Genomic DNA, 25985 nt, shown 5'->3' with positions numbered 1-25985 from the left:
ATCGGGCGTCGCTTCAGCGGCGCCGGGCATATCGGGGACTGAGCGGGCCGGGAACATCGGCGGAGCCGGTACTGACGGCTTCTTCGCCCGCATCGCCGGACCCCCGTTCCGTGCTGGTTAAACACTGTGGTGATAATCACTCTATACCCCGGAGGGTATAGCCGTATACCCTCCGGGGTATTTCTGCCCGCGGGTATGATCGGTAGGATCCGTGCCCTTGGAGAGTGGAGAAACACATGCAGCTCGGCGCTTTTTCGGTCAGCCTCACCGTCAAGGATGTTGCGGCTTCTGCAGCCTTCTACGAGAAACTCGGCTTCACCAGGTTCGGGGGCGACATCACCCAGAACTGGCTGATCCTGAAGAACGGTGAGGCGGTCATCGGTCTCTTCCAGGGGATGTTCGAAAAGAACATGCTCACGTTCAACCCGGGCTGGAACCAGGATGCGGAGGCCGTGGAACCCTTCACCGACGTGCGCGAGCTCCAGCGGCAGCTGAAAGCCAGCGGCGCGGAGTTCGTGGCTGAGGCAGACGAGGGGACGGCGGGGCCGGCGAGCTTCATCGTCCTGGATCCGGACGGCAACCCTGTGCTCGTCGACCAGCACGTCTGACCCGCGGGGAGCCGCGTCGGGCTAAGGGGTGCCCGCCGTGAGCGGAGGTCCTGGCGGAAATGGCCGGCCGGAGGAACCGGGATTGTTGCGCGCCAGGGCCGGGGTGCGTTCCGACGGACCGCACCTCGGCCTGGCGTCTTGTGTCAGTGTTTTTTGAAGGCGTCTTTGACTTTTTCGCCGGCCTGCTTCAGGTCTGCCTTGATGTGGAGGCGTTTGCCCTCGGCCTTCATCCGGTCGTTGCCGGTGGCTCCGCCGGCTGCCTCTTTGCCCCTGCCGTGCAGTTTCTCGGCGGCATTGTGGATCTTGTCACCCAGGCCCATGGTGGTTCTCCTTACTTGGTCGCCCCCTCGACCTGTGTGCCGTGGGGGCCAACACTTAATTGTAGGGACAGAACAGTCGAAATTGGAGGCGGGGTCGATCCGCAATTGCGGTGACTTGGGGCCCGGACGCCGTCGAACGGCAGATGTGGACCGGCGGCTGAGACAGGACGACGACGGCGGGAGAGTCCCGCCGTCGTCGTGGTGTTACGTGGTGGCTGTGGTGCTAGGAGGAGACGGACTCGAGGCTGGCGGCACCGTGGTTCAGGCTGAGCGTGAAAGTGCTGGGGCCGCTGGCGTGGACCGCGATGTTGCTCTTCGGGGTGTTGTGGCGGACCGAGAGGTCGTGGATCAGGGCGTCCAGCTCGTGGTGCATCGTGGAGCGGTCCCAGAGCTTGTGGGTGACAGAGGTGGCAGTTTCAAACGTCATTGTTCAGTTCTTCCATTCGTGAATCCGGAGGTCCGGCTGCCGCACCAATGCGGAGCCGCCGTGGGGCCAAACCAGGAACGCCTGAAGCCCTGGCCAGCTCAGCGAGCTCACCGGTATGGCCTCATTGCGTCCACCAGAATGGGTAAAACTTTGCCGCTGGTCCGCAGCGGACGCTGAGCGTCGACGTGGTCAGGGCTGCTGCACCGGGAATGTTCCGTCCCGATCATGCCTTTTCATAATGCACAGCGCCCGCGTGGCGTCTCAAGCCAGATGGCGATTATTGCGGGTGAGACTCATCACAGCGGCTTGGGACGCGACGGCGCGTCCGGACGAACGCAAGAGGACGACGGCGGAAAGTTCCCGCCGTCGTCCACTTTTTACACAGTTACCGTTTCGCGCGGAAGTTTTGGAGCCTACCGGTGCTGTCCCGCGGCGTCGGCGGTGAGGGCAGTGAGGGCGCCGGTGTCCACATTCTCCGACGGTCCCGCCAGGTAACGGGCCAGGCTGTCATCCATGGCATTGATCCAGCGGGTATGGTGCCGCGCCGCCATCGTGCCGGTCATCACCGAGCGGTGCACGTTGTCCCGGTAGCCGAGGATGTTGTCCTGCTTGTCGCGCATCCACTGCTTGAACAGCGCGGAAACGGTGTCCAGATCGAACTCCGGGTAGTCCGTCAGCGCGATGAGTTCGCGCAGATAGTCCGTCTGGTAGTCCGCCTCGGCATCGTGGTCCGCCAGGGCAGCCTGGCGCTCGAGCCAGACCGCGATGTCTGCTGCCCGCTCCGCGGCGTCCGGCAGCCCGATGCGGCCAAGCATCAGATCGCGGGCGAACCACGCCTGGGCGTCGAACATGTTGAAGGTGTAGTACTGGTCCTGCGCTCCGAGATAGAACAGGTTTGTGTTGTCCTGCCACACCACGCCCTTGTAGAGGTGGTCCGGGTAGAGCACGTTGCGCGACTTCAGCGACAGCTCACTCGGCAGGAACGGGTACTTGTGCTGGTAGCAGGTGCACAGGACGACGGCGTCGAAGTCACCGGTGGTGCCGTCGCTGAAATGCGCCGTGCTGCCCTCGAAACGTGTCACCAGGGGGCGTTCCGTCGCGTTCTCGGGCCAGTCGAAGCCCATCGGTGCGCTGCGGTAGCTGAACGTCACGGACTTCGCGCCCATTTTGTGGGTCTGCATGCCGATGTCCTCGGCGGAGTAGCTGCTGCCGATCAGCAGGATGTCCTGCCGGCGAACCTTTCGGCGCCGCGGAAATCGTGCGCGTGCAGCACCTCGCCCGGGAAGCCGCCGATGCCCTCGAACTCGGGGACATTGGGGAAGGAGAAGTGGCCGGTGGAGACCACCAGCTTGTCGAAGACGTTGGTCTCGGTGGTCTCGGTCACCAGATCCTCAACGGTTACGGTGAATTCCTGCGCCTGTTCGTCGTAGGAAACCCAGCGGGCCGCCGTGTTAAAACGGACGTACGTGCGGACATCGGATTTCTCCACCCGGCCCTTGATGTAATCGAAGAGGACCTCGCGCGGGGGATAGGACGAGATCGCCCGGCCGAAATGCTCGTCGAAGGTGTAGTCCGCGAACTCCAGGCACTCCTTCGGACCGTTGGACCACAGATGGCGGTACATGCTGCTGAGGACGGGTTCGCTGAAGGCATCCAAGCCGATCCGCCAGCTGCTGTTCCACTGGCCGCCCCAGTCGCCCTGCTTTTCGAAGCATGTGATTTCCGGGATGCTGGCTCCTGCCTGCCGTGCCGACTCAAACGCCCGTAGCTGTGCCATACCGCTGGGGCCAGCCCCGATGATTCCGACTCGCATTGACATGCCTACTCCTGTTCGTTGGATCTTCTCCATCAGATTCGACGCCCGGAATGCACGAGGTGGCCGTGAGGCAAACCTGCCGCACCGCAGGCGGCGCAAAGGCGCACGGCGGTTAACGGCTTCTTCAATGACACTGCCGGCGCGGCTGCGCGCCGGGCCTCGATAATCAATCCCTGCGGGCCTGTGCCTGCAACGGGAGAAAGGGCCATGGGTGTCTGCTGTCAGCAGGAATATGGTCCCGCATAACTGTTCCGAGCGGTCCGCCTACGATCCAATAAGGTCGGCGGTCCTCTTGCATTATGCTCATCCGCGCTGTGGATAAGTCAAAAAGAGATGGTGCAGAACCGCGGCCGGCGGCGTCCTGCCCGGCGGCTTGGACGCCGTGGCCGAGGAAGCAGTCCGCCGCAATTCGCTGCTCCCGGCGGGATCAACCGAATGGTTGACCCGGGGGTCAGCCATTCTTCCGCCGCGTATCAACCGACTGCACGATGGCACCGGGTCCGGCCCGCGGGAGAGTGGACTAAGAGCCTTTCGGCCGCTGCTTCACCCACTGAAAGAAGAACAAACGTGTTTCTTGCTATCCGCGATATCCGCTTCGCCAAGGGCCGGTTTGCCCTGATGGGCGGCGTCGTTGCCCTGATCACCCTGCTGCTCGTAATGCTCTCGGGACTGACGGCCGGGCTGGGTGACCAGTCGACGTCGGCAATTGCCAAACTCGGCGCCGTCAACGGCAGCGGAGCCGCCTCCAAAGCAGTGGACAGCATCGTCTTCGGAGCCCCCGGCACGAACGCGCCCAAGGCTTCCTTCACCGAAAGTGAGGTCACCGCCGCGCAGGTCGACAGCTGGAAGAACCGGGCCGGCGTCCGAAACGCTGAGGCCCTGGGCATCAGCCAGACCCGCTTCCAGGGCGTGGCCGCGGATACCGGCTCGGGCACCGGCACGACCAACGTCGCCGTTTTCGGCGTCGCACCGGCGGGCCAGCTGGCGCCGTCCGCGGTAACCGCCGACACCGTCGTGATCGGCAAATCCGTCGCCAAGGCCCTGTCCCTGAACACCGGAGACAAAGCCAGCGTCGGAGGACTCGAGCTGACCGTCAGCGCCGTGGTCGAAGACCAGTGGTATTCCCATACCAGCGTTGTCTGGACCGCGCTTCCCACCTGGTCCGAACTCGCCCGCCTGACCGACCCGGAGCAGCTCGGAACGGTCGCCGCCGTCACCTACAAGGACGGCGCCACCGTTGACGAGGCCGCGGCCAACATCGCAGCCCGCACCGTGAGCGATTCACGCACCGGATCGTTCCAGGCCCTGGGCTCCTACAAGAGCGAAAACGGCTCCCTGACACTGATGCAGGCCTTCCTCTACGGCATCTCCGCCCTGGTCATCGTGGCTTTCCTTACCGTCTGGACCGTCCAGCGGACCCGAGACATCGCGGTCCTGAAGGCCCTGGGCGGATCAAGCGGCTACATCCTGCGCGACGCCATCACCCAGGCCGCGATCGTCCTGCTGGCCGGTGCCGGAATCGGCGGCGGGATCGGCATCCTCGGCGGCTTCGTCGCAGCCCAGGCGGCCCCCTTCCTGATCACCCCCGCAACAACACTCCTGCCCATCCTGGGAATCGTCGCCCTCGGTCTGGCCGGCGCGGCGCTGGCCGTCCGCCGCGTCACCAAGGTCGACGCCCTGATCGCCCTCGGCGGGAACTAAACCCTCCCGGCCAGCCGGCCAGCCGGCCCGCCGGCCAGCCAGCCCGCCGGTCGCGTCCGTGGCGCCGCTGCAGATTTCCCCCGAGAACCTTCTGAAGGAAGTACCCATGACCTCCACCCCCAGCCCCCTCGAACCCCGCACCGCCGCCCGCGGGTCCCTGAACCTCGTCAACGTCACCCTCGAATACCCTGACGGGGACCGAACCCTCAAAGCCCTGGACGCTGTGAACCTCACGGTGAAGGCCGGCCAGATGGTCTCCCTTGTAGGCCCGTCAGGATCCGGAAAATCCAGTCTGCTCGCCGCCGCAGCCACCCTGGTCCGCCCCACCCACGGACTGGTGATCATCGACGGCACCGACGCCACTGGGCTCGGCGACAAGGACCTCACCGCGCTCCGGCGGGAGAAGATCGGCATCATCTTCCAGCAGCCCAACCTGCTCGCGTCCCTAACTGCCGCCGAACAGCTCGTCATCGGCGACCACCTGCGCGGGAAGTCCGTCAAAGCCGCCCGGGCCAAAGCCGCGGAACTGCTCGACGTCGTCGGACTCAGCACCAGCGCGGACAAGCGCCCCCACCAGCTCTCTGGCGGCCAGCGCCAGCGGGTCAACATCGCGCGAGCCCTGATGGGCGATCCCAAGGTCCTGCTCGTGGACGAACCAACGGCGGCCCTGGACCACGAACGCAGCGATTCCATCGTTCGGCTGCTGCGCCGCATCACCAATGACTTCCTGGTCGCCACCGTCATGGTGACCCACGACACCGAATTCGTCCCGCTCACCGACTCGGTTGCCACCATGCGCGACGGCAAACTCACCGCCCCCGTGCTGACGACGGTCTGACACCCAGCATCCCTCAAACCAAGGACCACCACTCATGAAAAAGCTCTACTACGCCTCCCTCTCCTACATGATCGCCGGCCTGGCTTCCGGACTGTTCTACCGGGAATTCACCAAAGCCAGCGACTTCCCCGGCGGCAGCCAGCTGTCCCTGCTGCACACCCACCTCCTGGCCCTGGGCACGCTGTTCTTCCTCGCAGTCCTGGCACTGGACAAACTCTTCAACCTCTCCGGCCTGCGGATGTTCAACGTGTTCTTCTGGGTCTACAACGCCGGTCTGGCACTCACCGCCGCGATGATGGTCCTCAGCGGCGTATTCACCGTCCGGGGCATCACCCCGTCAGCCGCGATCGCAGGGATCTCCGGGCTGGGGCACATCGGCCTCACCGCCGGCCTGATCCTCCTGTTCATCACCCTCGGCAAGCGGGTGGCAGGCAAGGAAACCGCCGCCCCCGAACTCACCCGCGCCAACTGACGCCGCCCGCCACGAGTCCATCCGTCCCCCACACCAGGGGCGCAGCATCAGGAGAAGAAAAGCATGGATCCAGGTCGAGTCATCTTGATAGCCGGAATGATCGGATTGCTCGCACTGGTCATGATGCTGCTGGCAGTCCTGTCCCGGCGGATACTGGGGGTGCGTGTCGGTCCGGCCCGGACCATCCTGGCGCTGGTCGTGGCGGTCGTGGCGGAATTCCTCTTCGAATCCCAGGTCCTGTGGCAGATCCCGGACCGCGGACTGGCGTTCATCAGTCTCCAGTTCGGCATCGCGCTGTTCGCCGCATTTCTGTTCCTGGTCGTCGCCGAGCTGGTCCTTCCCCGCGGGGTATTGCCCCCGCCCCACACCTGGCTGCCCGCGCTGAGAGCCGGATCCCAACGGGGGATCCGGTACGCCCAGATCCTGCGCATCGGTGCCAGACACGGGCTCTTCCCGCTCCGGACCTCAAACGACCCGGACGCCAACGCCAGGCGGGCGGACTCCCTGCGCCTCGCCCTCGAGGAAGCCGGCGTGACGTTCGTGAAGTTCGGCCCTCGCAGACCTATTCCGCCACTTCGAGGAAACCCCTCTGGCCGCCGCGTCAATCGGACAGGTCCACCGCGCCACCCTGCACAACGGATCCCGGGTTGCCGTCAAAGTCCAACGCCCCCACATCCGGCGCAAGGTAGCCCTTGACCTGGACATCGCCGTGCGGCTGGGGAAGATGCTGGAAAATTCGACAACGTTTGGCAGCTCACTGGGCACCGAGGCCCTCGCTCGAGGCCCTCGCTCGAGGTCTCGCGGAAAACCTGCGCGAAGAACTGGACTACGAGCAGGAGGCGCGCAACATAGTCGCGCTCCGCGCCGCCGTCGCCCGGCACCCCGGCGACGTGCGGGTCGTCATCCCGCACCACGTCCCCGAGCTCTGCTCCTCCCGCGTGCTTGTGATGCAGATGCTGGACGGCCGCACGTTCAGCGACCCGGCCACGGCCGGCTCCATGGACGCCGGCACCCGCAAGGACTATGCGACCCAGCTGATGCGCAGCCTTCTGCGGCAAATAATGATCGACGGAACATTCCACGCGGACCCGCATCCGGGAAACATCATCATTCTCCGTGACGGCCGGCTGGGCCTGGTCGACTTTGGCTCGGTAGGCCGGCTGGACCACGAACTCCGGATAAGCCTCCAACATGTCGTCCTGGCCATCGACCGGGCCGACGCAGGACTCCTTGTCGAGGCCCTCTTAGAGGTTGTCATCCGCCCAGACGAGATCGACGTTCCCGTCCTTAAACGCACCCTCAGCCAATTCATGGGAACGTCCCTCCAACCCGGTGTCCCGCTGGATCTGAAAGTCCTCAACGAACTGATCCGCATCCTAGGCCGGTTCGATCCCGCGATCCCCCCGGCCCTGGCCGGTGCCTTCCGTGCAATAGCAGCCGTCCACGGGACGCTGACCTCGCTCGCACCGGGCTTCGACATAGTCGCCGAGGCCCGGACGTTCGTCGACGCCCAAATCGGGGAACAACTCAGCGCCGGTGGGATCAAGGAAACCGTGCAACGGGAGCTGATGGACACCCTCCCGCTCCTGCGCAAATTGCCGCGCCATCTTGACCAGCTCGTCTCAGCCCTGCAGGAAGGTCACCAGAGCGTCAACGTCCGGCTCCTCGCAGACCGCCGCGACCGGGAAGTCCTGACCCGTATGTTGGGCCAGACGCTGCTGACCGTCATCGCCGGGGTTCTCGGAATCACGGGCGTCGTCCTGCTCGCCTTCGGCAACAGCGCCGAGGTCGCCCCCGGTCTGCTTTTCCACGTCATCGGATACAACCTTGCCGGCGTGGCCGCCGTCCTCATGCTCCGCGTCCTCTACCTGGTCTTCAACAACACCGGCCAGGATGCGTCGGCCAGATACTCCACCGCCCGATGACTGCGACGAACCGCTCGGGGGTACAGACATGAAGCACCGAGTTACTTGGGGCGTTGCTGCGGCCATCGCCCTTTCCTTGACCTCATGTGCCGCGACGCCGCAGAGCGACCCGACGAATGGGCCTGCCTCTCCTCCAGCGCAGCAGGAGTTGCCCACCGAGCTGCTGCTCAGTATCGGGGGCAAGAAGGCCGTCATGCATTCCGGCCCGTCCTCTGCTCCGAGGGTAGAGGCGCAGCTCACCGGCAGCTTGGCGTCGGACGGGGCCGGTTGCATTACCGCGCGAGCGAAAGACGGTGAAACCACGACGCTGGTCTTTCCCGAAGGAACGAACTTCAACGGTGAATCATTGGTTCTTCCGGACGGTTCCGCCCTGTCCGACGGGAACTCCGTGGCCCTGGAGGGTGCCCGTGTTCCGGCAAACGAAAGCTTGAGCACGTGCCACCGTTGGCGTCGCCTAAAAACGTGATAGCGATCAAAGCCCCCAAAGCCGAGGTGAAGTCGGCGGCGAGCCGCGGGAGTGGGCCGGTGTGGGGTATTCGCTGTCTGCGGAGTTCGGTCTCGAGGCCGGTGCACTAGAGGGCCATCTGCACCGCTCCGAGCATCGCCGAGCTTGCCTTGAGGATAAGAACGGCGTTCAGGGCGGATACAGCGTCCGCCTGCCTTAGTGCTGCGTTCACGTGGGTGAGGCGGTCCTCGAGAAGGTCGAGGAAATCAGACGCGAAGCTGGCTGCCGCGGTGCGCCCGACGTGATCGATCAGGTCCTGCAGTTCTACTGGGTTCAAAACCGGTGTCGGGCCGGCGCCGGATCCTAACGAGCCGAGTACGCTGCAAATTGCCGGCTAACTGCAGATGGCGAAGGTGGCGCGGCCGTTTGCCACCGAATTCGAGAACTATCAGACGCGTGCTCAGGGGACACGAGCAGATGAAGGGCCTGACGTCTTACCTGTAGCTTTTGGCCTTACCCCAAAGTATCTTCCATGTCAGCGGCCGGCACGGTTCAACTTCGGGCAGCGCCATTTGCGCCGTTCTCGTCACGCCCCGGAGGCCGTTCTGATAGGTAACTACAGACCCAGCTGCTGGCAATTGTCGACGGCGACACCGAGGTGCTGGGGAGATAGATACTCACTTCGCCTCACCATGGACTTTGTCCGAGAGGTCGGGCGGTAGCTTGCAGCGCCCGCGGTGGCGAGCACCAGCTGGTAATCGAACGCCGCAAATCGATCATCGGAAACTAAAGGTACCGGACCTGTTGTTCGTTTCGTGTGACTGAGGACTCATTCGTTGTGCCTGCCCGGATCAGGGGGATGGGCCAACGAGCCGCTCGAATCGGATCGATCCCGTCATCGGTGATCCCCGCAGTGAAGTCCTCGAACCCGAAGACCTTAAAAAGTGCCTCGCGCCCGAATTTTGAGCTATCTGCGACAAAAAAGGCCTCGCCTGCCACGGAGCGCATCTTGCGTTTGAGCTCAATCGAATAGCTCGAGCTTGCGTAGATCCCGTCATCCATTACGGCTCCCGCCCCAAAAACAGCCACGTTGACCCGCATGTTCTCGAGTTGCTGCAGCGAAGCCGGACCCCACATGGAGGTCGTGCCTGGAAGGAGTTCGCCGCCAATGAATACCAGATTGATACGCGGTTTGCGTGCGATCTCCATCCCAACCATCAGGTCGTGGGTAACCACGGTCAGGCGCGAATGACCAAGGTGCCGGGCCACTTCCAGGCAAGTGGTGCCGCTATCGAGTAGCACCGTCTGGTTCTCAAGAATCCTGTCAGCGGTGGCTGCGCCGATTGCCTCTTTTTCCTGTGCCTGAAATTCTGTCCCGCGAGCGCGGGCAGAAGGCTCGGCCGGCGCGGCACCGCCATGGGTGCGCCGGATTCTTTTCTCCTCGGCGAGCCGCTCCAGATCTCGCCGAATCGTAGACGCATCTACTCCGTACTTCCTGGCAAGCGTAGTGACGCTCTGAAAGCCGTGCTCCTCAATAAGCTCGACAATCTCCTGGCGGCGCGACATTGGGCCCCTTTCCTTGGTATGAGCTAAAGGGTAGACCTGTGCGCGATTTCGCGCAATATTTGCACGGATTTTAGCAAATATGCACGAAACCCTCGACACGTGCGCGAATTTCACCTAGCGTATGCACAGATCGGAGAAACCGATGCGCGGATTCAGGCATCCGCATTGCGTGATCACAAAGGAGTGAATTGATGAAGCTTTTGCGTACATCAGCGTTTTTGGCCGCAGGTCTCTCGGCCGTCCTCATGACGGGTTGCGGCTCTGTTAACGACGGGGCTGCAGCGACGCCCGCACCTGGAGCCAGCGGCGACGCTAAAGCGTCAGACATGACCATGGTGACCGTCGTCAAACTCAAGGGCATCGCATGGTTCGACCGCATGGACGAAGGCGTGCAGGCATACGGTAAGCGCACGGGCATCGACACCCGCACCGAAGGCGGCGACGATGTCAGCCCGGAAAAGCAGATCAAGATCATTCAGGACTTGGTCGCGCAGAACCCGACGGCGATCACTGTGGTACCGAATTCGCCGGAAGCCGTTGCCAACGTGTTGGCCCAAGCCAAGGCCAAGGGCATCATTACGGTCGCGCATGAGGCCACTGGAATCAAGAATGTCGACATCGACATTGAAGCCTTCGATAATGCCGTTTACGGCCAGAAGATCATGACGAGCCTGGGTGCATGCATGGAGGGTAAGGGGGACTACGTCCAGTTTGTCGGGGGTCTCACGGCCAAGACACACATGGAGTGGGTCGGGGCTGCCTACGACTACCAGAAGTCGAACTTCCCTGACATGAAGCGCGTTGAGGACCCGATCGAAAGCACGGACAACGAAGCCGCCGCGTACCAAAAGGCCAAGGAAATCCTTGCGAAGCACCCGAATATCAAGGGATTTGAGGGCTCTGCCGGTAACGACGTTCCTGGCATCGCCCGCGCAGTGGAAGAAGCCGGGAAAGCCAAGGACATCTGCGTCATGGGGACCTCGATTCCCTCCGCTGCGAGCAAGTACCTCGCCACCGGGGGCATCGACAAGATCTTCTTCTGGGACCCGGCCCTGGCCGGAGAGGCCCAGCTTGAGATTGCCCGCATTCTTGCCACCGGAGGCAAGATCGAAGCCGGCACCGATCTGGGCATTAAGGGCTACAACAGCTTGAAGAAGCTGGACGGTTACGACAACGTCTTCCTGGGCGATGCTTCCATCGAGGCGGACGCCGAATCCGCCAAGCAGTACAACTTCTGATAGTACGGGGCGTGGGGCCAGCAAACGTGTCGTCCCACGCCCTCCTGAAAGGTTCCGATATGACAAGTAACGCCCTCAAAGGGCCGCCTCCGCCTGTGCTTGAGGTGCGAAATATTGTCAAGACATTTGGTGGTGTCGCCGCACTGAGTGATGTCTCGCTAGACCTGTTTCCCGGTGAAGTGCTCTGCCTCGCCGGAGAGAATGGCTGCGGAAAGTCGACGCTCATCAAGATCATCTCGGGCGCCGAGAAGCCAGACTCCGGCGAGATACTCGTCGATGGCAATAGTTATTCTTCGATGGACCCCACCGCCGCAATTAAGAGCGGGATCCAGGTCATCTATCAGGACTTCTCCCTGTTCCCCAACCTCACCGTGGCCGAAAATATCGTCTTGACTGCAGCTGTGGCAGGTCGTCGCCGGCTTTACAGCGCGCGAGCAGCACGTCCTGCCGCGCAGGCCATCGTCGATGATCTCGGTTTGAATCTGGACCTCGACGCCGATGTTGAACAACTCTCAGTCGCCGACAAGCAGCTGACCGCGATCTGTCGTGCGCTCGTCAGCGATGCCCGCGTGCTGATCATGGACGAACCAACTACGGCGCTGACGCATACCGAGGTGGACAGGCTGTTCGTGATCGTTGAACGTTTGCGCGCCAAGGGCGTGGGACTCATCTTTGTTTCCCACAAGCTGGATGAGGTTCTCAAGATTTCCCAGCGCGTTGCGATCCTGCGCTCCGGCAAGAATGTCGTCACGAGCCCTGCCGCAACGCTGGACCCCAATGCCATCGCCTTTCACATGACAGGGCGCGAATTGGACGAAACCCGGCACGTTAGCCAGTTGGATCCGGCCTCTGATGTTGTCCTGGAACTCGATGGACTTGGGTTGAAGGGGGCGTACAAGGACGTCTCCTTCAACCTCCGCAGCGGGGAGATTCTCGGTTTGACCGGACTTCTCGGCTCTGGACGCACTGAAATCGCCGAATCGCTATTTGGGGCCGTGCCGCACGACTCCGGCGCGATAAAGATCAACGGCACAGAAGTTCCCATCCGCTCCATCAAGGACGCCCTCGAGGCGGGCATCGGGTACGTCCCTGAGGACCGCCTGACCCAGGGTCTATTCATGGATAAGTCGATCGCCGACAACATCATCGCAGGCTCCCCGAACGAACACACGACGCGATTCGGCACCCTGGATTTTCCCGCCGTAAGGAAGACAATCCAGGGTCTCTTCACCCGTTTGCGCGTCAAGGCGCCGAACGTACAATCGCCGGTTCGAACCCTCTCAGGCGGCAACGCCCAACGCGTGGTGCTCGCCAAGTGGCTGGCACGTCGTCCTCGCATCCTGATGCTGAACGGCCCGACTGTCGGCGTCGACATCGGATCGAAGGCCGAGATTCTGAGCATCCTTCGCGCCGAAGCAGCCCAGGGAATGGGCATCATCGTCATATCGGACGATGCACCCGAGTTGGTGGCCTGCTGCCACCGCGTAATAGTCGTCCGCCACGGCAGGGTCGTTGAAATCCTCGAAGGCGACAACGTCACCGTCGACATCATCCGAGAGAAGGTGGCTGCATGAGCGGCGGCAGGTTGGATACTTCGGCACGGCTCCGAACGCTCCGTGGCCCCAATAACGAAGGCATCCTCGCTGTCGTTCTTCTGGCCCTCATCGTGGCAATGTCCGTCGCAAATCCCGTGTTCTTCACGCTTCCGACAGCCTTCAGCATCCTTCGCAGCTCGATCGTGCCCCTAATTTTTGCACTCGGTGTCCTCACTGTGATCATCTCCGGCGGCATCGACGTGTCGTTTGCCGCCATCGCCGTCTTCGCGGCCTACACCACCGTGCGTGCGCTCGAGACTGGAATGCCGGACTTCGGGCTTGTCGGAGCTTTCGTTGTGGCATTGCTGATCGGAGCATCACTGGGCGCCGTCAACGGCTTCCTCATCGCCAAGTTCAGACTACCCACCCTGATCGTTACCCTCGGCACCCAAGGAATATTCAAGGGTGTGCTGCTTACCTACGTTGGCTCACGCTATATCGCCGACCTGCCGGAGTCGATGGCGCAGATTTCCACGACGAACCTCTTTGAAGTCGAGACCTCTACCGGCAGCGCTTACCTGCATGTACTGGTGGTCCCGGCCGTGCTTCTGGCGCTGGGACTCGCGTGGGTCCTGAGGAGCACCATGTTCGGAAGAAGCGTCTACGCCATCGGAGGGGATCCTGAGGCCGCACGCCGGGCTGGTATCCGTGTCTTCCGGACTCAACTGTCCGTCTACGTCATTGCCGGAACCATGGCGGCCGTGGGCGGGATGATCTACGTCATCATGGGACGCAGCGCTAGCCCTCAGATTCTCGTAGGCAGCGAACTCGACATCATCGCGGCCGTCGTCTTAGGCGGAGCGTCTATCTTCGGGGGCCGAGGTTCTGTTCTGGGAACGACTCTCGGTGTCCTGCTGGTCCAGGTGATCTACAACAGCCTCATCCTTGCGGGCGTCCCCAGCGCTTGGCAGCGGACCGCTGTCGGCGTTCTCCTCCTTGTCGGAGTCGGCATTCAGGCGGTGGCCTCCCGCCGGGCCGCCCCTGCCAGCATCCTCGAAGAGGCTCCCCAGAAGCAGGAGGTTGCAGCATGAAACCCGTCAATTCCGAGGCCGGACCGCTAAACCGGCTGAACGAGTCTGTCGACTCTGCCTGGACGCGCATTCAGGGAAAGGTTAACCTGCAAGGCGGCGTCAAACGGATGCTGGTCTTGCTCGTCGTTGCTTTCGTCATTTTCGCCGCGCTCAAGCCATCCGTGTTCCTCAGCGGAACTAACTTGCGCAACATCGCCCTGAACTCGCCCGAAATCGGGGTGATCGCGATTGCCATGATGCTGGCAATGCTGACCGGGGGCATTGACTTGTCGCTGGTTGCCATGGCCAACCTCGCGGCCATCACGATGTCCACGATCTATACGGCCGTTGCCGCCGGCAATCCTGCCCTTGCCGAGCAAACATTCCCGCTCATTGTCCTCGCCGGCATCGCTGTAGGCGTCGCCGGGGGTTTCGTCAACGGTCTCCTTATCTCCGTCGTAGGCATAACTCCGATTCTTGCGACACTGGGAACAATGCAGGTCTTCAACGGGATCGCTGTCGCCTGGACTGGTGGCAAGACACTTAACGGGACGCCGGCAGTCCTGAGCGCAATCGGGGCATCCACCCTCGGTGGGATTCCGACTCTCTTCTTCGTGTTTGTCCTCCTTGCCATCGCCATTGGCGTCGTCATCAATCGCACGCCCCTCGGTCTAAGAATTCAGTTGCAGGGTGCGAACCCGACCGCGGCCCGGTATTCGGGCATCGCGAGCCGGAAGACCCTCATGAGCACGTATGTGATCACGGGCCTGCTGAGCGGCTTCGCAGGCGTTTTCTTCATCGCGCGCAACCCCACGGCCTCCGCCGACTACGGGGCTTCCTACGTTCTCCTCGTTATCGTCATCGCTGTCCTGGGTGGCACGAATCCCAATGGCGGATTCGCCACCGTCCTGGGCGTCGTGTTGGCAACGCTCACGCTCCAGATCGTGTCCAGCGGCTTCACTGCGCTGAGGCTCTCGTCCTACCAGTACGCAATCGCGCAGGGCCTCATCCTCGTCGCGGCCATGGCCTTCGAACACGTCCGGTGGCGCCGCCGTCGGCGTCTGACAAAACCCGCGGTACAGCCCAGCTAGAGCTGGTCCGGCTCAGGGCAGCTGCACGAGCCTGCGAAAACGCCCCTGGCAAAACAAACGTTCCCCAGCGTCAACAGAAAGAAAATCGTGAAGAAAATTATTAACAAGCCCGAGGATTTCGTCAACGAAATGATCGACGGAATACTGCTCGCACACCCCGACAAGCTGAAGACACCCGGCGATGACCCCCGAATCCTCGTCCGCGCCGATGCACCGGTCGCCGGCAAGGTAGGAATCGTCACCGGTGGCGGTTCCGGGCATCTCCCGCTCTTCAAGGGTTACGTCGGGCAGGGACTGTGTTCGGGAGTGGCGATCGGCAATGTCTTCAGCTCGCCCAGCTCACAGCAGGTCTTCGAAGCAACAATGGCCGTGAGTGGCGGCGCCGGCGTGCTTTATCTCTACGGGAACTACGGCGGCGACGTCTTCAACTTCGACCTCGCTGCCGACCTGGCGGAGCTTGAAGACATTGAGACCCGGACCGTTGTGGGCCGCGACGACGTCGCCAGCCAGCCCAAGGACAACCGCCTCGAACGCCGCGGTGTCGCTGGTTTGATCTTCGCCTACAAGGCGGCCGGCGCGGCCGCCGAACGGGGGGACAGCCTGGACAAGGTGGCTGCAGTGGCCGAGGACATTGTCGACAACACCGCGACTATGGGAATCGGGCTGTCGCCCACGATCCTTCCGACAACGGGTTCCTTGAGCTTCGACCTGCCTGACGGAGAAATGGAAATCGGAATCGGGATTCACGGCGAACCCGGCATACACCGCGGTCCGCTGGAGTCCGCGGACGCCATCACTGACCGACTGGTTGGAGCGCTTGTCGAGGATCTCGAGCTAGCTGAGGGCGACCGCGTCGCAGTACTCGTGAACGGCATGGGCGCAACGCCCTTGGAAGAGCTCTACGTTATGTATCGCCGTGTGCATCAGATCCTCTCCGGTCGGGGCGTTTCGATCAGCAAGAACTACATCGGCGAATACGCGACCAGCCTGGAGATGGCCGGCGCCTCCATCTCGCTTCTCAAGCTCAACGACGACCGGCTGGCGCTCCTTGAAGCACCGGCCTCCTCACCTTTCTTCTTGGAGGTTTGAACCTTGCACTCGACCCAACTCATTGAACAGATCCAGCGAAGCCTCAAAGAGGTCGTTAAATACGCGGACGAGCTGCGTGACCTCGACCAAGCGCTGGGGGACGGCGACCTCGGTATCACGATCACTCTCGGCGCCGGTGCGGTCGTCGACGCTCTAGCGGAACTGTCGGAAAGCGCCAGCCCGTCGGAGATCGCCCGCGCTTGTGCAAAGGCCTTTGCCAACGCCAATCCATCTACCATGGCTGCGCTGGTGGCTGGAGGATTGCTGGCGGGGTCCAAGGTTTGGAAGGACGTTGAGGACGTGGACATCGCCGCGGCGGCGCGCTTTGTCCGCGCTGCTGGGGACAACATCGCCCAGCGCGGCAAGACACAGTTGGGGGATAAGACGATCGTCGATGCCATCATGCCCGCGGCCGACGCTCTCGGCGCTAGCCACAACGGAGCTAGCGGGTTGGATTCTGCCATTGCGGCAGCCGAAAAAGCCGTGGTTGATACGCGTTCGTTGCGTTCACGGCGGGGCCGCGCAGCTTGGCTTCAGGAAAGGAGTATCGGACTTCAGGATCCGGGAGCGACGGCGATGTGGCGTTTCTTGGAAGCCTGGCGCACTGCCAGCGTGCCCTCCCACTCATAGATCAACGGGCTTCACCTCACAGCTGGTTGCCGCGGCTCACATCGAGGTGACGGCGCGGCGGCCCGTCTGGCCGGCATGCGGCCGCTGAACGGCCGCATGCCGCCGGGGTACAACAAATAAGGAGTAGCAAAGATGAAAGTTCTCGTAACAGGTTCCCGGGGCAAGGTTGGCACCGCTGTGGTGCGCGCCCTCATCTCCGCGGGACACCATGTCACCGGCTCGGACCTTGGGCGCCATACTTTTGACCGGATCCTTCCGGGTGAGCCCGACTACCAGCAGGCTGACCTGACGGATGCAGGTCAGGCCTATGGAATCGTTCGTGGCTTCGACGCGGTGGTCCATGCTGGCGCGATTCCCGAACCTACACACAATCCTCCGCACGTGGTCTTCCAGAACAACATCATGGGCACCTTCAACATGCTTGAGGCATCCGTGCGTGCGGGCGTCAAAGTCTTCGTCAACATCTCCAGCGAGACCGTCCCCGGCTTCTTCTTCCCCGAGCGCCCGGTACTTCCGGACTATGCACCCGTCGACGAGAGCCACCCGATACGGCCGCAGGACCCGTACGCCCTTTCAAAATTGTTCGGTGAAGAGCTATGCGACGCCGCGGTTCGCCGCAGCGATATTCGTTGCATTTCCATCCGGCCGAGTCATGTCCAGCACCCTGGAAACTATGAACGGAACCTGGGCGCCCAAGTCCGCGATGCCGGAAATCTGAGTCCAAACCTCTGGAGTTACGTTGATTCGGAGGATCTCGCGGATGCCATTGTGCTCGCGGTCGAGTCGGACATCCCCGGCCACGAGGTCTTCTACATCGCCAACCCCGACAACGTCGGCGGGCGCGACTTCGCCGCCGTGCTCAAGAAGTATTACGGTGACAAGATCGAGCTGCGGGACTTGGGTCGTGTCGATTCCTCGGGTATCTCATGCGCGAAGGCCGAACGGATGCTCGGCTGGAAAGCCAAGCGGTCCTGGCGTGATCACCTGGACGCAGAGGGCCGCGCGATAGAGGGATAACCCTGCCGGCTTGTTATTCGAGCATGGCCAGTCGGATTTGCGCAATCGGCGTGATCAATAACCGGCCCGCCCTTCAAGGGCGGGCCACGGACCTCAATCGGTAGGGAACTGATGCAGGAAGTCGTTCTAGGCATCGATATCGGCACGTCCAGCAGCAAGGGCGTTCTGGTGGACTTCGGCGGCAGAATCCATGCGACTGCGGTGCGAAATCATGAAGTGTCGAGACCCTTTCCGGGGCATGTGGAAATGGACGCTGCCATCTGGTGGCAGGAATTCATTGAGATCTCGCGTGAGCTGACTGCGGCGGGTAACTTCCGCATAGTAGGAGTCGGGGTTAGTGGCATGGGCCCCTGCCTCCTCATTACCGATGAGCACGCCAAGGCCCTCCGTCCCTCGATCCTCTACGGAGTCGACACTCGGGCACTCGAGCAGATCGATTACATTAACAAAAGATTCGGCGAGCAATCGATCGTGGATAGATGCGGATCAGCGCTCTCTACCCAAGCTGTCGGACCTAAGTTGGCGTGGCTTGCCGAGCATGAGCCGGGCGTCGCGTCGAGAGCTCGCATGCTCTTCATGCCTAGTTCCTGGCTGGCCTATCAGCTGACGGGCGAGTACTTTCTTGACCACCACTCGGCGAGCCAGTGCACTCCCATGTATGACACTTCAGCTCACGAATGGTATTCGCCGTACGCCGACCCTCTGATTCAATCCATCGAGTTACCCCGGCTCGTCTGGCCAGGGGACGTCGTCGGCTATGTGAATGAGACTGCTTCCGACCGAACAGGGATTCCAAAAGGTGTTCCGGTTATCGGCGGAACAATTGATGCCTGGTCGGAAGCTGTGAGTGTGGGCGCCCAGCGGCCAGGCGATTTGATGCTGATGTACGGCACAACCATGTTTCTGATAAATACGCTGCAGGCAAGAGCGACATCGTCGTCATTGTGGGGCACAGTCGGAGTGGTGCCCGGTACCTACAACCTGGCCGGCGGCATGGCAACGTCCGGTGCCATCACAGCTTGGCTTCGGAAGATAGTCGGTTCCCCCGACTTCGCGACTCTACTCTCAGAGGCAGATAAGTCAGGCCCCGGTGCGAATGGGTTGCTCATGCTCCCGTATTTTGCGGGTGAGCGGACACCTGTGGCAGACCCCAACGCCCGCGGGCTCGTTGCGGGCCTCAGTTTGGATCACAGTCGCGGCGACTTGTATCGGGCCACACTGGAGGCGACGGCGTTTGGAGTCCGACACAATGTCAAGGCTCTGACAGATATGGGTGGGGCCGTGAATCGCACGATTGCGGTTGGCGGCGGCACTCAGGGTGGCCTGTGGACGCAGATCGTCTCAGATGTCACTGGTCTGGAACAGCAGATACCTTCTGTGACCATTGGGGCCAGTTTCGGTGCCGCCTATTTGGCCGCGGACGCACTGGGCCCGGTTGCAATTGGAGACTGGAATCCAATTGTTTCAAAAACTCGGCCGCGCGAGGAAACGTTGGCCAAGTACGAAACTCTCTACGGGTTGTACCGGGAACTTTACGAGTCCACGGCTTCGGTCACACACCGGCTCGTTGATCTAGCATCGCAGTGACACAAGAACTACGGTCGGGCCCCTGAAACGGTTCTTCCGGCTGCCAGCCGAAGCCGCCCCACCCGCTCGCTGAGGATGCGCCGGGCCTCGCCGGGCAGGCCCTCGTCGCTGATCAGCTCGTCCGCCTCCTCAAGGCCAGCTATGGTGCTGATGCCAAAGGTCCCCCACTTGGTGTGGTCGGCCAGCACGACCACCCGGCGGGCCGCCGCGACAAAGGCCCGGTCCGTCTCGGCTTCCAGCACGTTGGGGGTCGTAAATCCGGCGTCGGCATCCACGCCGTGGACGCCCAGGAACAGCACATCCAGATGCAGCTGTTTGAGGGCCGAGGTTGCCAGCGGCCCCACCAGGGCATCGGAGGGCGTACGTTCGCCGCCGGTCAGGATCACCGTGGACGGGGACGAACTCTGGTGGAACACGTCGGCGACACGCACCGAATTGGTGACCACAGTGATCCGGGGTCCAGCGCAGAGCAGCTGGGCCAGGGCCCACGTGGTGGTGCCGGCGCTGAGCCCCACCGCCATGCCCTCGCGGACCTGGGCGGCCGCCTCGTGCGCGATGGCCATCTTCTCGTCCTGCAGCTGTGTCACCTTCAGGTCGAAGCCGGGCTCGTGCGTGCTCACGCCGCCGGGCAGCTTGGCCCCGCCGTGGATCTTCTCCACGGCGCCGGCCGCATCCAGGGCCTCGATGTCCCGCCGGACGGTCATGAGGGACACGCCCAGCATCCGGGCGAGATCGGCAACGCGGACGATCCGCTCGCGCTGGACCTCGGCGATGATGGCCGAATGGCGGGCTGCGGCTAGCATTCTGCGTCCTTAGGGGGAATGGACAGGGCTCGGGGGAGTGGACGGCGGCGACTGCGCAGGCTTCCTCCTGCACATCCTAACTTTCGCACACCCCAAACGCACACACTTCCTGCTTCAATTTGTTCTCTATTGTTTGAAAATGTTTTCTCGTGTACAACTATGACCATGACGCGAACCACGACGACCCGGCTGGCTGACGGCCGCGAGATCCTCTACTTTGACGACGCCGGCTCCGCCGACCGGACCGCCGCATCCCTCGTGGACCACCGCGAGCTGCCCGCCCGCCCCGAACCCGGCCAGCTGCGCTTCGATGCGCTCAGCCGCGAATGGGTCGCCGTCGCCGCGCACCGCCAGGCGCGGACCCACCTGCCGCCCGCGGACCAGTGCCCCATCTGCCCGACGACGCCGGGCAACCAGACCGAGATCCCGGCCCCGGACTACGACGTCGCCGTCTTCGAAAACCGCTTCCCTTCCCTCGGCCCCGACACGCGCGAAGTCCCCGCGGCGCCGGGCTGGGGGACCACCGCACCCGCCGTCGGCCGCTGCGAGGTGGTGGCCTTCACCCCGCAGCACACCGGATCATTCGCCGAACTGGGCTGGCGCCGCACCCGCACGGTGATCGATGCCTGGGCGCACCGCACGGAAGCCCTTAGCGCCCTGCCCGGCATCGAGCAGGTCTTCCCGTTCGAAAACCGGGGCGCGGACATCGGCGTCACCCTGCACCACCCGCACGGGCAGATCTACGCCTACCCCTACGTCACGCCCCGCGCCGCGGTCCTCGCCGCAGCGGCCGGCGAATACCTGGACGCATCGGACGGCGCGGCGACGCTCACGTCCTCCCTGCTCCGGGCCGAACGCAACGACGGCAGCCGCATGGTGCTGGAAGGCGAACACTTCAGCGCCTACGTCCCCTTCGCAGCCCGCTGGCCGCTGGAAGTCCACCTCGTCCCGCACCGCCAGGTCCCGGACCTCGCGGCCCTGGCCGGGGACGAACGCGACGAACTGGCGGAGCTCTACCCCGAACTCCTGAAGCGCTTCGACGCCCTGTACCCGACGCCGACGCCCTACATCGCGGCCTGGCACCAGGCGCCGCTGGAGCCGGCCCTGCGCCGGGCCGGCCATCTGCACCTGCAGCTGACCTCGCCCCGCCGCGCCGCGGACAAGCTCAAGTACCTGGCCGGCTCCGAGGCGGCCATGGGCGCCTTCATCAACGACACCACCCCCGAATCCGTCGCCGCCCGGCTGCGCGAAGTGGCCAGTGAAGCGGCCCCCCCGACCGGCCGGCGCCGCAGCCCGCACCACCCTGACCCCGGAAGGCGCCCCCGCATGAACACGACCACACGCGCCGGCGCGCTCGCGGGCCGCTTCGAAGCCACCTTCGGCGCCGCCCCGGACGGCCTCTGGGCTGCCCCCGGCCGGGTAAACCTGATCGGTGAACACACCGACTACAACGAGGGCTTCGTCCTGCCCTTTGCCATCGACAAGCGGGCGACGACGGCGGTCCGGCTCCGGAACGACTCCACCATCCGGCTGCTCTCGACCGTCGGCGACCGGGGACTCGTCGAAGCCGACGCCGCGGCACTGACGCCGGGCACCGTCACCGGCTGGGCCAAGTACCCGCTCGGTGTGGTCTGGGCGCTGCGGCAGAGCGGCATCGAGGTTCCCGGCTTCGAGCTCCTCCTCGACTCCGATGTCCCGCTCGGCGCGGGGCTGTCCTCCTCCCACGCCATCGAGTGCGCCGTCGTGACGGCCCTGAACGAACTCACCGGCGCCGGACTGAGCGCTGAGGACATGGTCACGCTGACCCGGCATGCGGAAAACGCTTTTGTCGGCGCGCCCACCGGCATCATGGACCAGTCGGCCTCGCTGCGCGGCGCGAGCGGGCACGCCGTTTTCCTCGACTGCCGGGACCAGTCCGCGGAACTCGTCCCGTTCCCGGCACAGGAGGCCGGACTTGTCCTGCTGGTCATCGACACCAAGGTGGCGCACTCCCACGCCGACGGCGGCTACGCCTCCCGCCGCGCGTCCTGCGAGCTCGGCGCCGGGATCCTTGGCGTCACGGCGCTCCGGGATGTCGCCGTCGCCGGCCTTGAGGAGGCTTCCGGCCTGCTCGATCCCGTCACGTTCCGGCGGGTCCGCCATATCGTCACCGAAAACGACCGCGTGCTGCAGACCGTGGCCACCCTCCGGTCCCAGGGCCCGGCCCGGATCGGCGGACTGCTCGATGCCAGCCACGCCTCCATGCGGGACGACTTTGAGATTTCCTGCCCGGAGCTGGACCTCGCCGTGGACACGGCCCGCAGCCACGGCGCCATTGGCGCCCGCATGACCGGCGGCGGGTTCGGCGGCTCGGCGATCGCCCTCACCCCGGTGCAGGACGAGCGGCAGGTCCGCGCCGCCGTCGTCCGCGCGTTCGCGGAAGCCGGGTTCACCGCGCCGGACATTTTCACGGTCACGCCGGCGGCCGGAGCGGAGCGCCTTTCCTGACGTCGAGTGCTCCATAACCGCCCTTTTGACCCCTCAAAATGGCGGTTGCGGAGCAGTCGATGGGGTTTAGGCGGTGCAGCCGCAGGACTGCCTGATCCGCAGCTTGGTGGGGAAGGTCCGGTGCTCGGACGGCTGGCCCCGGCTCGCCCCCACCAGGGCCTCGACGGCCGCTTCCGCCATCACCCGGACCGGCTGCTCGACGGTTGTCAGGGCGGGCCAGCTGTACTCGGCCTCGGCGGAGCCGTCGAAGGAGGTCAGGGCGATATCGCCCGGCACCGTGAGGCCGGCTTCGTGGATGGCGCGCAGGATGCCGATCGCCTGCATGTCGGAGCTGGCGAAGATGGCGGTGGGCCGGGTCGCCGAGGCGAGCAGCCTTTGGCCGGCCGCATAGCCGCCGTCACGGCTGAACGGTCCGCGGACAATGGGACCCTCGGGCAGCCCGGCCGCTGCGAGTGCCTGCAGCCAGCCCTCCTCGCGGAGGTCGAAGTCTCCCGCCGTGTTCGTGCCCATGGCGAGGGCGATGTTGCTGTGCCCGTGGCCGATCAGGTGCTCCACGGCCATCCGGGCCCCGGCTGCCAGGTCGACGCCCACGCTGTTGAATCCCGGCGCCTTGCCGCCATGGTTCAGCAGCACGGCGGGAATGTCGGCCGATTCGAGGGCCTCAAGGTCGGGTTCAAAGAGCACGCTGGCGAGCACCACGCCGTCCACCTGGCGCGAGGCGAGGTTGCGGATGTTGCGGCGCTCCTTCGCGAGGTTGCCATCGGAGTTGGTCAGCAGCAGGGCGTAGCCGAGCTCGGCGGCGGCGTCCTCGACGGCGTGGGCCAGCAGTGAGAAGAACGGGTTGGTGTTGTCCGGGATGACGAGGCCGATCGTCTCGCTGGAGCCGAGCTTCAACGCCCGCGCTGCCGCATTCGGCCGGTAGCCCAGGACCCTGATGGCATCCTGCACTTTCGCTTCGGTGCCCGGCGCCACCTTCTTCGGCCCGCCGTTGACCACATAACTTACGACGGCGGTACTGACGCCGGCGTAGCGGGCGACGTCCTTGCGGGTCACCTGGCTGCGGTGGTTGGGCACTACCGGGGTCGTCATGGCTTCCATGCTAGCCACGCCGCCGGTCGCTGCGCCGACGGGACACCGGGGCCGAGGACAGCTAGGTGGCGGCTGAACCGGCCGGAGCCGGCGGCGCCGATTGAAAAACTCAAGGGAGACCTCTCGATATGCACGTTTCGGACAGTGTCCCACGCTGATCTACTCGAGTCAACGATTACTCACTGGTACAAGAAAAAGCCAGCTATGGCTGGAAATAACTCTTGCCAGCCAATATCTACTCGTGTAGATTCGATTCCAGTTGTTACCCACATCACACCATCAGGAAGAGTCAACGATGACTACCATCACCAAACTTCCGGATCCCGTGGCAGGCGGATCCAAGCCCCCGCACCGCGGTAAAACTGCCCGGGCCGGCCGGGGACGCCGTCTTGGCGACCTGCGGATCGCCCTGCTGTTCATCCTCCCGGCCATGATCGGCTTCGTTGCATTCTTCCTGGTCCCCACGGTCCGCGGCGTCTACCTCAGCTTCACCGAGTACAGCGTCCTGGGGGATCCCACCTGGATCGGCACCAGGAACTACACCGCGATCTTCGCGGACGAGCTGTTCTGGAACGCCATGGCCGTCACCCTCCAGTACGTCGGCCTGAACATCGGCTTCCAGACCGTCATCGCCCTCGGGCTGGCGCTTCTGATGCACCGGGTGGCCAAATCAACGCTCATCCGCGGCGCGCTGCTGCTGCCGTTCCTCGTGGCCAACGTGATCGTGGCGCTGCTGTGGTTCTGGATGCTCGACTACCAGATCGGCATCGTCAACGAGATCATCAACTGGTTCGGCCTGCCCCGCATCGCCTTCTTCGGCAGCGAGCAGTGGGCCATCCCCACCATCGCCGGCGTCAATGTCTGGCGGCACATGGGCTATACGGCCCTGCTGATCTTCGCCGGTCTGCAGTCCATCCCCAGCCATGTCTACGAAGTCGCGTCCCTTGACGGCGCATCCCAAACCCGGACCTTCTGGAGCATCACCATGCCGCTCCTGCGCCCCGTGCTGGTGCTGGTCCTCGTGGTCACGGTGATCGGGTCCTTCCAGGTCTTCGACACCGTGGCCGTGACCACCGGCGGCGGCCCCATCAACGCCTCCCGCGTCATCCAGATGTACATCTACCAGAAGGCCTTTGGTGAATCCGATTTCGGCTACGCCTCGGCCCTGTCCGTCATTCTCTTCGTCATTCTCGCCCTCGTGGCCTTCATCCAGATGAAGTTCCTCAAGGGCAACGAATCGGATCTGGACTAAGGAAACCCAGCCATGACAACCTCCGAACTCTCCCGCAAGACGCCCGGCGGCAAGCCCGGCACCAGCCCCGCCCGGCAGGCAGCCCGCAAAAAGCCCTTCAACTGGCGCCGCGCCGCCGCCTGGACCCTCGTCGCCGTCGCCGTCGTCGTGACGGTGGCGCCGTTCCTCTGGATGCTCCGCACCGCGCTCTCCAGCAACGCCTCGCTCGCCTCCAACGCCAGCAACCTGCTGCCGGCAGACTTCAGCCTCGGCGCCTTCAAGCGGGTCCTCGGCCTGCAGACCGCGGAGGAGGCCATCGCCGAGGGCGGCTCCGGCGCCGCCATCAACTTCTGGCTGTACCTGCGGAACTCCATCATCTTCGCCACCGTCACCACCGCCGGGCAGGTGTTCTTCAGCGCGATGGCCGCCTACGCCTTCTCCCGGCTGCGCTGGCCCGGCCGCAACGTGGTCTTCGGCCTGTTCCTCGCCACCATGATGGTCCCGCCGATCTTCACCGCACTGCCCAACTTCCTCATGATCAAGAACCTCGGCCTGCTCAACACCTTCGCCGGACTGGCCCTGCCCTTCCTGTTCATGACCCCCTTCGCCATCTTCTTCCTGCGCCAGTTCTTCCTCTCCATGTCCCGCGAGGTGGAGGAAGCCGCCATGCTCGACGGCGCCAAGCACGTCCGGATCTTCTTCCAGATCGTGCTGCCCAACGCCGCCGCCCCGCTGGCGACCCTGGCCCTGCTGACCTTCATCGGCCAGTGGAACGAATACTTCTGGCCGCTGCTGGTGGGCCAGGACGAAAGCGTCCGCGTCCTCACCGTGGGCCTGGGCGTCTTCAAATCCCAGTCCCCGCAGGGCGCCCCCGACTGGTCCGGCCTGATGGCCGCCACCCTGATCGCCGCCCTGCCCGTACTCCTGCTCTTCATCGCCTTCGGCAAGCGGGTGGTCAACTCCATCGGCTTCTCCGGCATCAAGTAACCCCCACCCAACG

Annotated in this window: 24 protein-coding genes and 2 pseudogenes; 18 read left to right on the top strand and 8 right to left on the bottom strand. The window is 63.8% G+C overall.

From position 1 onward, the window contains the following. Positions 1–236 precede the first annotated feature (236 nt). Positions 237–608 carry a VOC family protein gene (locus ASPU41_RS03310; protein ID WP_069949712.1) on the top strand — a complete coding sequence of 124 codons (372 nt, stop codon included), beginning with the start codon at positions 237–239 and terminating at the stop codon, positions 606–608. Positions 609–751: 143 nt separating this feature from the next. Here ASPU41_RS03310 and ASPU41_RS03305 read toward each other — a convergent pair whose 3' ends face one another. The 4 genes from ASPU41_RS03305 to ASPU41_RS23840 all read right to left on the bottom strand — a co-directional run bounded on the left by ASPU41_RS03305 (position 752) and on the right by ASPU41_RS23840 (position 3174). Then, a complete protein-coding gene (locus tag ASPU41_RS03305; protein ID WP_069949711.1) occupies positions 752–928 on the bottom strand; it encodes a CsbD family protein in 177 nt (58 codons plus the stop codon). A 223-nt stretch (positions 929–1151) separates the two neighbouring features. Beyond that, positions 1152–1355 carry a hypothetical protein gene (locus tag ASPU41_RS03300; RefSeq protein WP_069949710.1) on the bottom strand — a complete coding sequence of 68 codons (204 nt, stop codon included), beginning with the start codon at positions 1353–1355 and terminating at the stop codon, positions 1152–1154. A 413-nt stretch (positions 1356–1768) separates the two neighbouring features. After that, positions 1769–2536: a hypothetical protein gene (locus ASPU41_RS23845; protein ID WP_331712770.1), complete on the bottom strand. Its 768-nt coding sequence runs from the start codon at positions 2534–2536 to the stop codon at positions 1769–1771. A gap of 32 nt (positions 2537–2568) precedes the next feature. Continuing rightward, positions 2569–3174: an NAD(P)/FAD-dependent oxidoreductase gene (locus tag ASPU41_RS23840; RefSeq protein ID WP_331712769.1), complete on the bottom strand. Its 606-nt coding sequence runs from the start codon at positions 3172–3174 to the stop codon at positions 2569–2571. A gap of 564 nt (positions 3175–3738) precedes the next feature. On the opposite strand from ASPU41_RS23840, the gene ASPU41_RS03290 reads away from it, so the two are divergent. The 5 genes and pseudogenes from ASPU41_RS03290 to ASPU41_RS23225 all read left to right on the top strand — a co-directional run bounded on the left by ASPU41_RS03290 (position 3739) and on the right by ASPU41_RS23225 (position 8107). Beyond that, positions 3739–4872 carry an ABC transporter permease gene (locus ASPU41_RS03290; protein ID WP_069949709.1) on the top strand — a complete coding sequence of 378 codons (1134 nt, stop codon included), beginning with the start codon at positions 3739–3741 and terminating at the stop codon, positions 4870–4872. A gap of 106 nt (positions 4873–4978) precedes the next feature. Beyond that, positions 4979–5710 (top strand): ABC transporter ATP-binding protein, encoded by a 732-nt coding sequence (locus ASPU41_RS03285; protein WP_069949708.1) that lies wholly within the window; start codon positions 4979–4981, stop codon positions 5708–5710. A gap of 34 nt (positions 5711–5744) precedes the next feature. Next, on the top strand, positions 5745–6182 hold the full coding sequence (locus tag ASPU41_RS03280) for a DUF2871 domain-containing protein (RefSeq protein ID WP_069949707.1): 438 nt from the start codon (positions 5745–5747) through the stop codon (positions 6180–6182). A 589-nt stretch (positions 6183–6771) separates the two neighbouring features. Continuing rightward, positions 6772–6855, top strand: a pseudogene (locus ASPU41_RS23960) (AarF/UbiB family protein); the annotation flags it as partial. Between the two features lie 73 nt (positions 6856–6928). After that, positions 6929–8107, top strand: a complete 1179-nt coding sequence (locus tag ASPU41_RS23225) for an ABC1 kinase family protein (RefSeq protein WP_069949705.1) — start codon at positions 6929–6931, stop codon at positions 8105–8107. Between the two features lie 572 nt (positions 8108–8679). Here ASPU41_RS23225 and ASPU41_RS03260 read toward each other — a convergent pair. Together ASPU41_RS03260 and ASPU41_RS03255 are read right to left on the bottom strand one after the other, a co-directional pair. Further along, positions 8680–8889 carry a hypothetical protein gene (locus ASPU41_RS03260; protein ID WP_069949703.1) on the bottom strand — a complete coding sequence of 70 codons (210 nt, stop codon included), beginning with the start codon at positions 8887–8889 and terminating at the stop codon, positions 8680–8682. A gap of 449 nt (positions 8890–9338) precedes the next feature. Continuing rightward, positions 9339–10118 (bottom strand): DeoR/GlpR family DNA-binding transcription regulator, encoded by a 780-nt coding sequence (locus ASPU41_RS03255; protein WP_069949702.1) that lies wholly within the window; start codon positions 10116–10118, stop codon positions 9339–9341. 191 nt (positions 10119–10309) lie between these two features. Here ASPU41_RS03255 and ASPU41_RS03250 point away from each other — a divergent pair, with 191 nt between their 5' ends. From ASPU41_RS03250 to ASPU41_RS03215, 8 genes are all read left to right on the top strand, one after another. After that, a complete protein-coding gene (locus ASPU41_RS03250; protein WP_069949701.1) occupies positions 10310–11356 on the top strand; it encodes a substrate-binding domain-containing protein in 1047 nt (348 codons plus the stop codon). A 59-nt stretch (positions 11357–11415) separates the two neighbouring features. Beyond that, positions 11416–12930, top strand: a complete 1515-nt coding sequence (locus ASPU41_RS03245) for a sugar ABC transporter ATP-binding protein (protein WP_069949700.1) — start codon at positions 11416–11418, stop codon at positions 12928–12930. Next, positions 12927–13982, top strand: a complete 1056-nt coding sequence (locus tag ASPU41_RS03240) for an ABC transporter permease (protein ID WP_069949699.1) — start codon at positions 12927–12929, stop codon at positions 13980–13982. The genes ASPU41_RS03245 and ASPU41_RS03240 overlap by 4 nt, the downstream gene beginning before the upstream one ends. Further along, positions 13979–15052 carry an ABC transporter permease gene (locus tag ASPU41_RS03235; RefSeq protein ID WP_231941153.1) on the top strand — a complete coding sequence of 358 codons (1074 nt, stop codon included), beginning with the start codon at positions 13979–13981 and terminating at the stop codon, positions 15050–15052. The genes ASPU41_RS03240 and ASPU41_RS03235 overlap by 4 nt, the downstream gene beginning before the upstream one ends. An 87-nt stretch (positions 15053–15139) precedes the next feature. After that, positions 15140–16141 carry a dihydroxyacetone kinase subunit DhaK gene (locus ASPU41_RS03230; protein WP_083266329.1) on the top strand — a complete coding sequence of 334 codons (1002 nt, stop codon included), beginning with the start codon at positions 15140–15142 and terminating at the stop codon, positions 16139–16141. Between the two features lie 3 nt (positions 16142–16144). Continuing rightward, positions 16145–16771 carry a dihydroxyacetone kinase subunit L gene (locus ASPU41_RS03225; RefSeq protein WP_069949698.1) on the top strand — a complete coding sequence of 209 codons (627 nt, stop codon included), beginning with the start codon at positions 16145–16147 and terminating at the stop codon, positions 16769–16771. A gap of 132 nt (positions 16772–16903) precedes the next feature. Next, entirely contained in the window at positions 16904–17788 is an 885-nt protein-coding gene (locus ASPU41_RS03220; protein WP_069949697.1) for an NAD-dependent epimerase/dehydratase family protein, read from the top strand. Positions 17789–17899: 111 nt separating this feature from the next. Continuing rightward, on the top strand, positions 17900–19375 hold the full coding sequence (locus tag ASPU41_RS03215; RefSeq protein ID WP_069949696.1) for an FGGY-family carbohydrate kinase: 1476 nt from the start codon (positions 17900–17902) through the stop codon (positions 19373–19375). A gap of 8 nt (positions 19376–19383) precedes the next feature. Here ASPU41_RS03215 and ASPU41_RS03210 read toward each other — a convergent pair whose 3' ends face one another. Beyond that, a complete protein-coding gene (locus ASPU41_RS03210) occupies positions 19384–20178 on the bottom strand; it encodes a DeoR/GlpR family DNA-binding transcription regulator (protein ID WP_069949695.1) in 795 nt (264 codons plus the stop codon). Positions 20179–20343: 165 nt separating this feature from the next. Between ASPU41_RS03210 and galT the strand changes: the two are divergent. Both galT and galK read left to right on the top strand, forming a co-directional pair. Then, positions 20344–21462 (top strand): annotated as a pseudogene (gene galT, locus ASPU41_RS03205) (galactose-1-phosphate uridylyltransferase); the annotation flags it as partial. 42 nt (positions 21463–21504) lie between these two features. Then, positions 21505–22665 carry a galactokinase gene (gene galK / locus ASPU41_RS03200; RefSeq protein WP_069952444.1) on the top strand — a complete coding sequence of 387 codons (1161 nt, stop codon included), beginning with the start codon at positions 21505–21507 and terminating at the stop codon, positions 22663–22665. A gap of 66 nt (positions 22666–22731) precedes the next feature. Here galK and ASPU41_RS03195 read toward each other — a convergent pair whose 3' ends face one another. After that, the gene (locus ASPU41_RS03195; protein ID WP_197515816.1) at positions 22732–23763 is read right to left on the bottom strand and encodes a LacI family DNA-binding transcriptional regulator; all 1032 of its coding nucleotides are present in this window, start codon (positions 23761–23763) and stop codon (positions 22732–22734) included. Positions 23764–24049: 286 nt separating this feature from the next. Here ASPU41_RS03195 and ASPU41_RS03190 point away from each other — a divergent pair, with 286 nt between their 5' ends. Both ASPU41_RS03190 and ASPU41_RS03185 read left to right on the top strand, forming a co-directional pair. Further along, positions 24050–25006, top strand: coding sequence for a carbohydrate ABC transporter permease (locus ASPU41_RS03190; protein WP_069949693.1), 957 nt, complete (start codon positions 24050–24052; stop codon positions 25004–25006). A gap of 12 nt (positions 25007–25018) precedes the next feature. Further along, positions 25019–25972 (top strand): carbohydrate ABC transporter permease, encoded by a 954-nt coding sequence (locus ASPU41_RS03185; protein WP_069949692.1) that lies wholly within the window; start codon positions 25019–25021, stop codon positions 25970–25972. Positions 25973–25985 lie beyond the last annotated feature (13 nt).

Origin of the sequence: Arthrobacter sp. U41 (genome assembly GCF_001750145.1) — a bacterium.
Lineage (GTDB): Bacteria > Actinomycetota > Actinomycetes > Actinomycetales > Micrococcaceae > Arthrobacter.
Note: the sequence above shows the minus strand (reverse complement) of the source record. Positions and strands in the feature narration are given on the sequence as shown.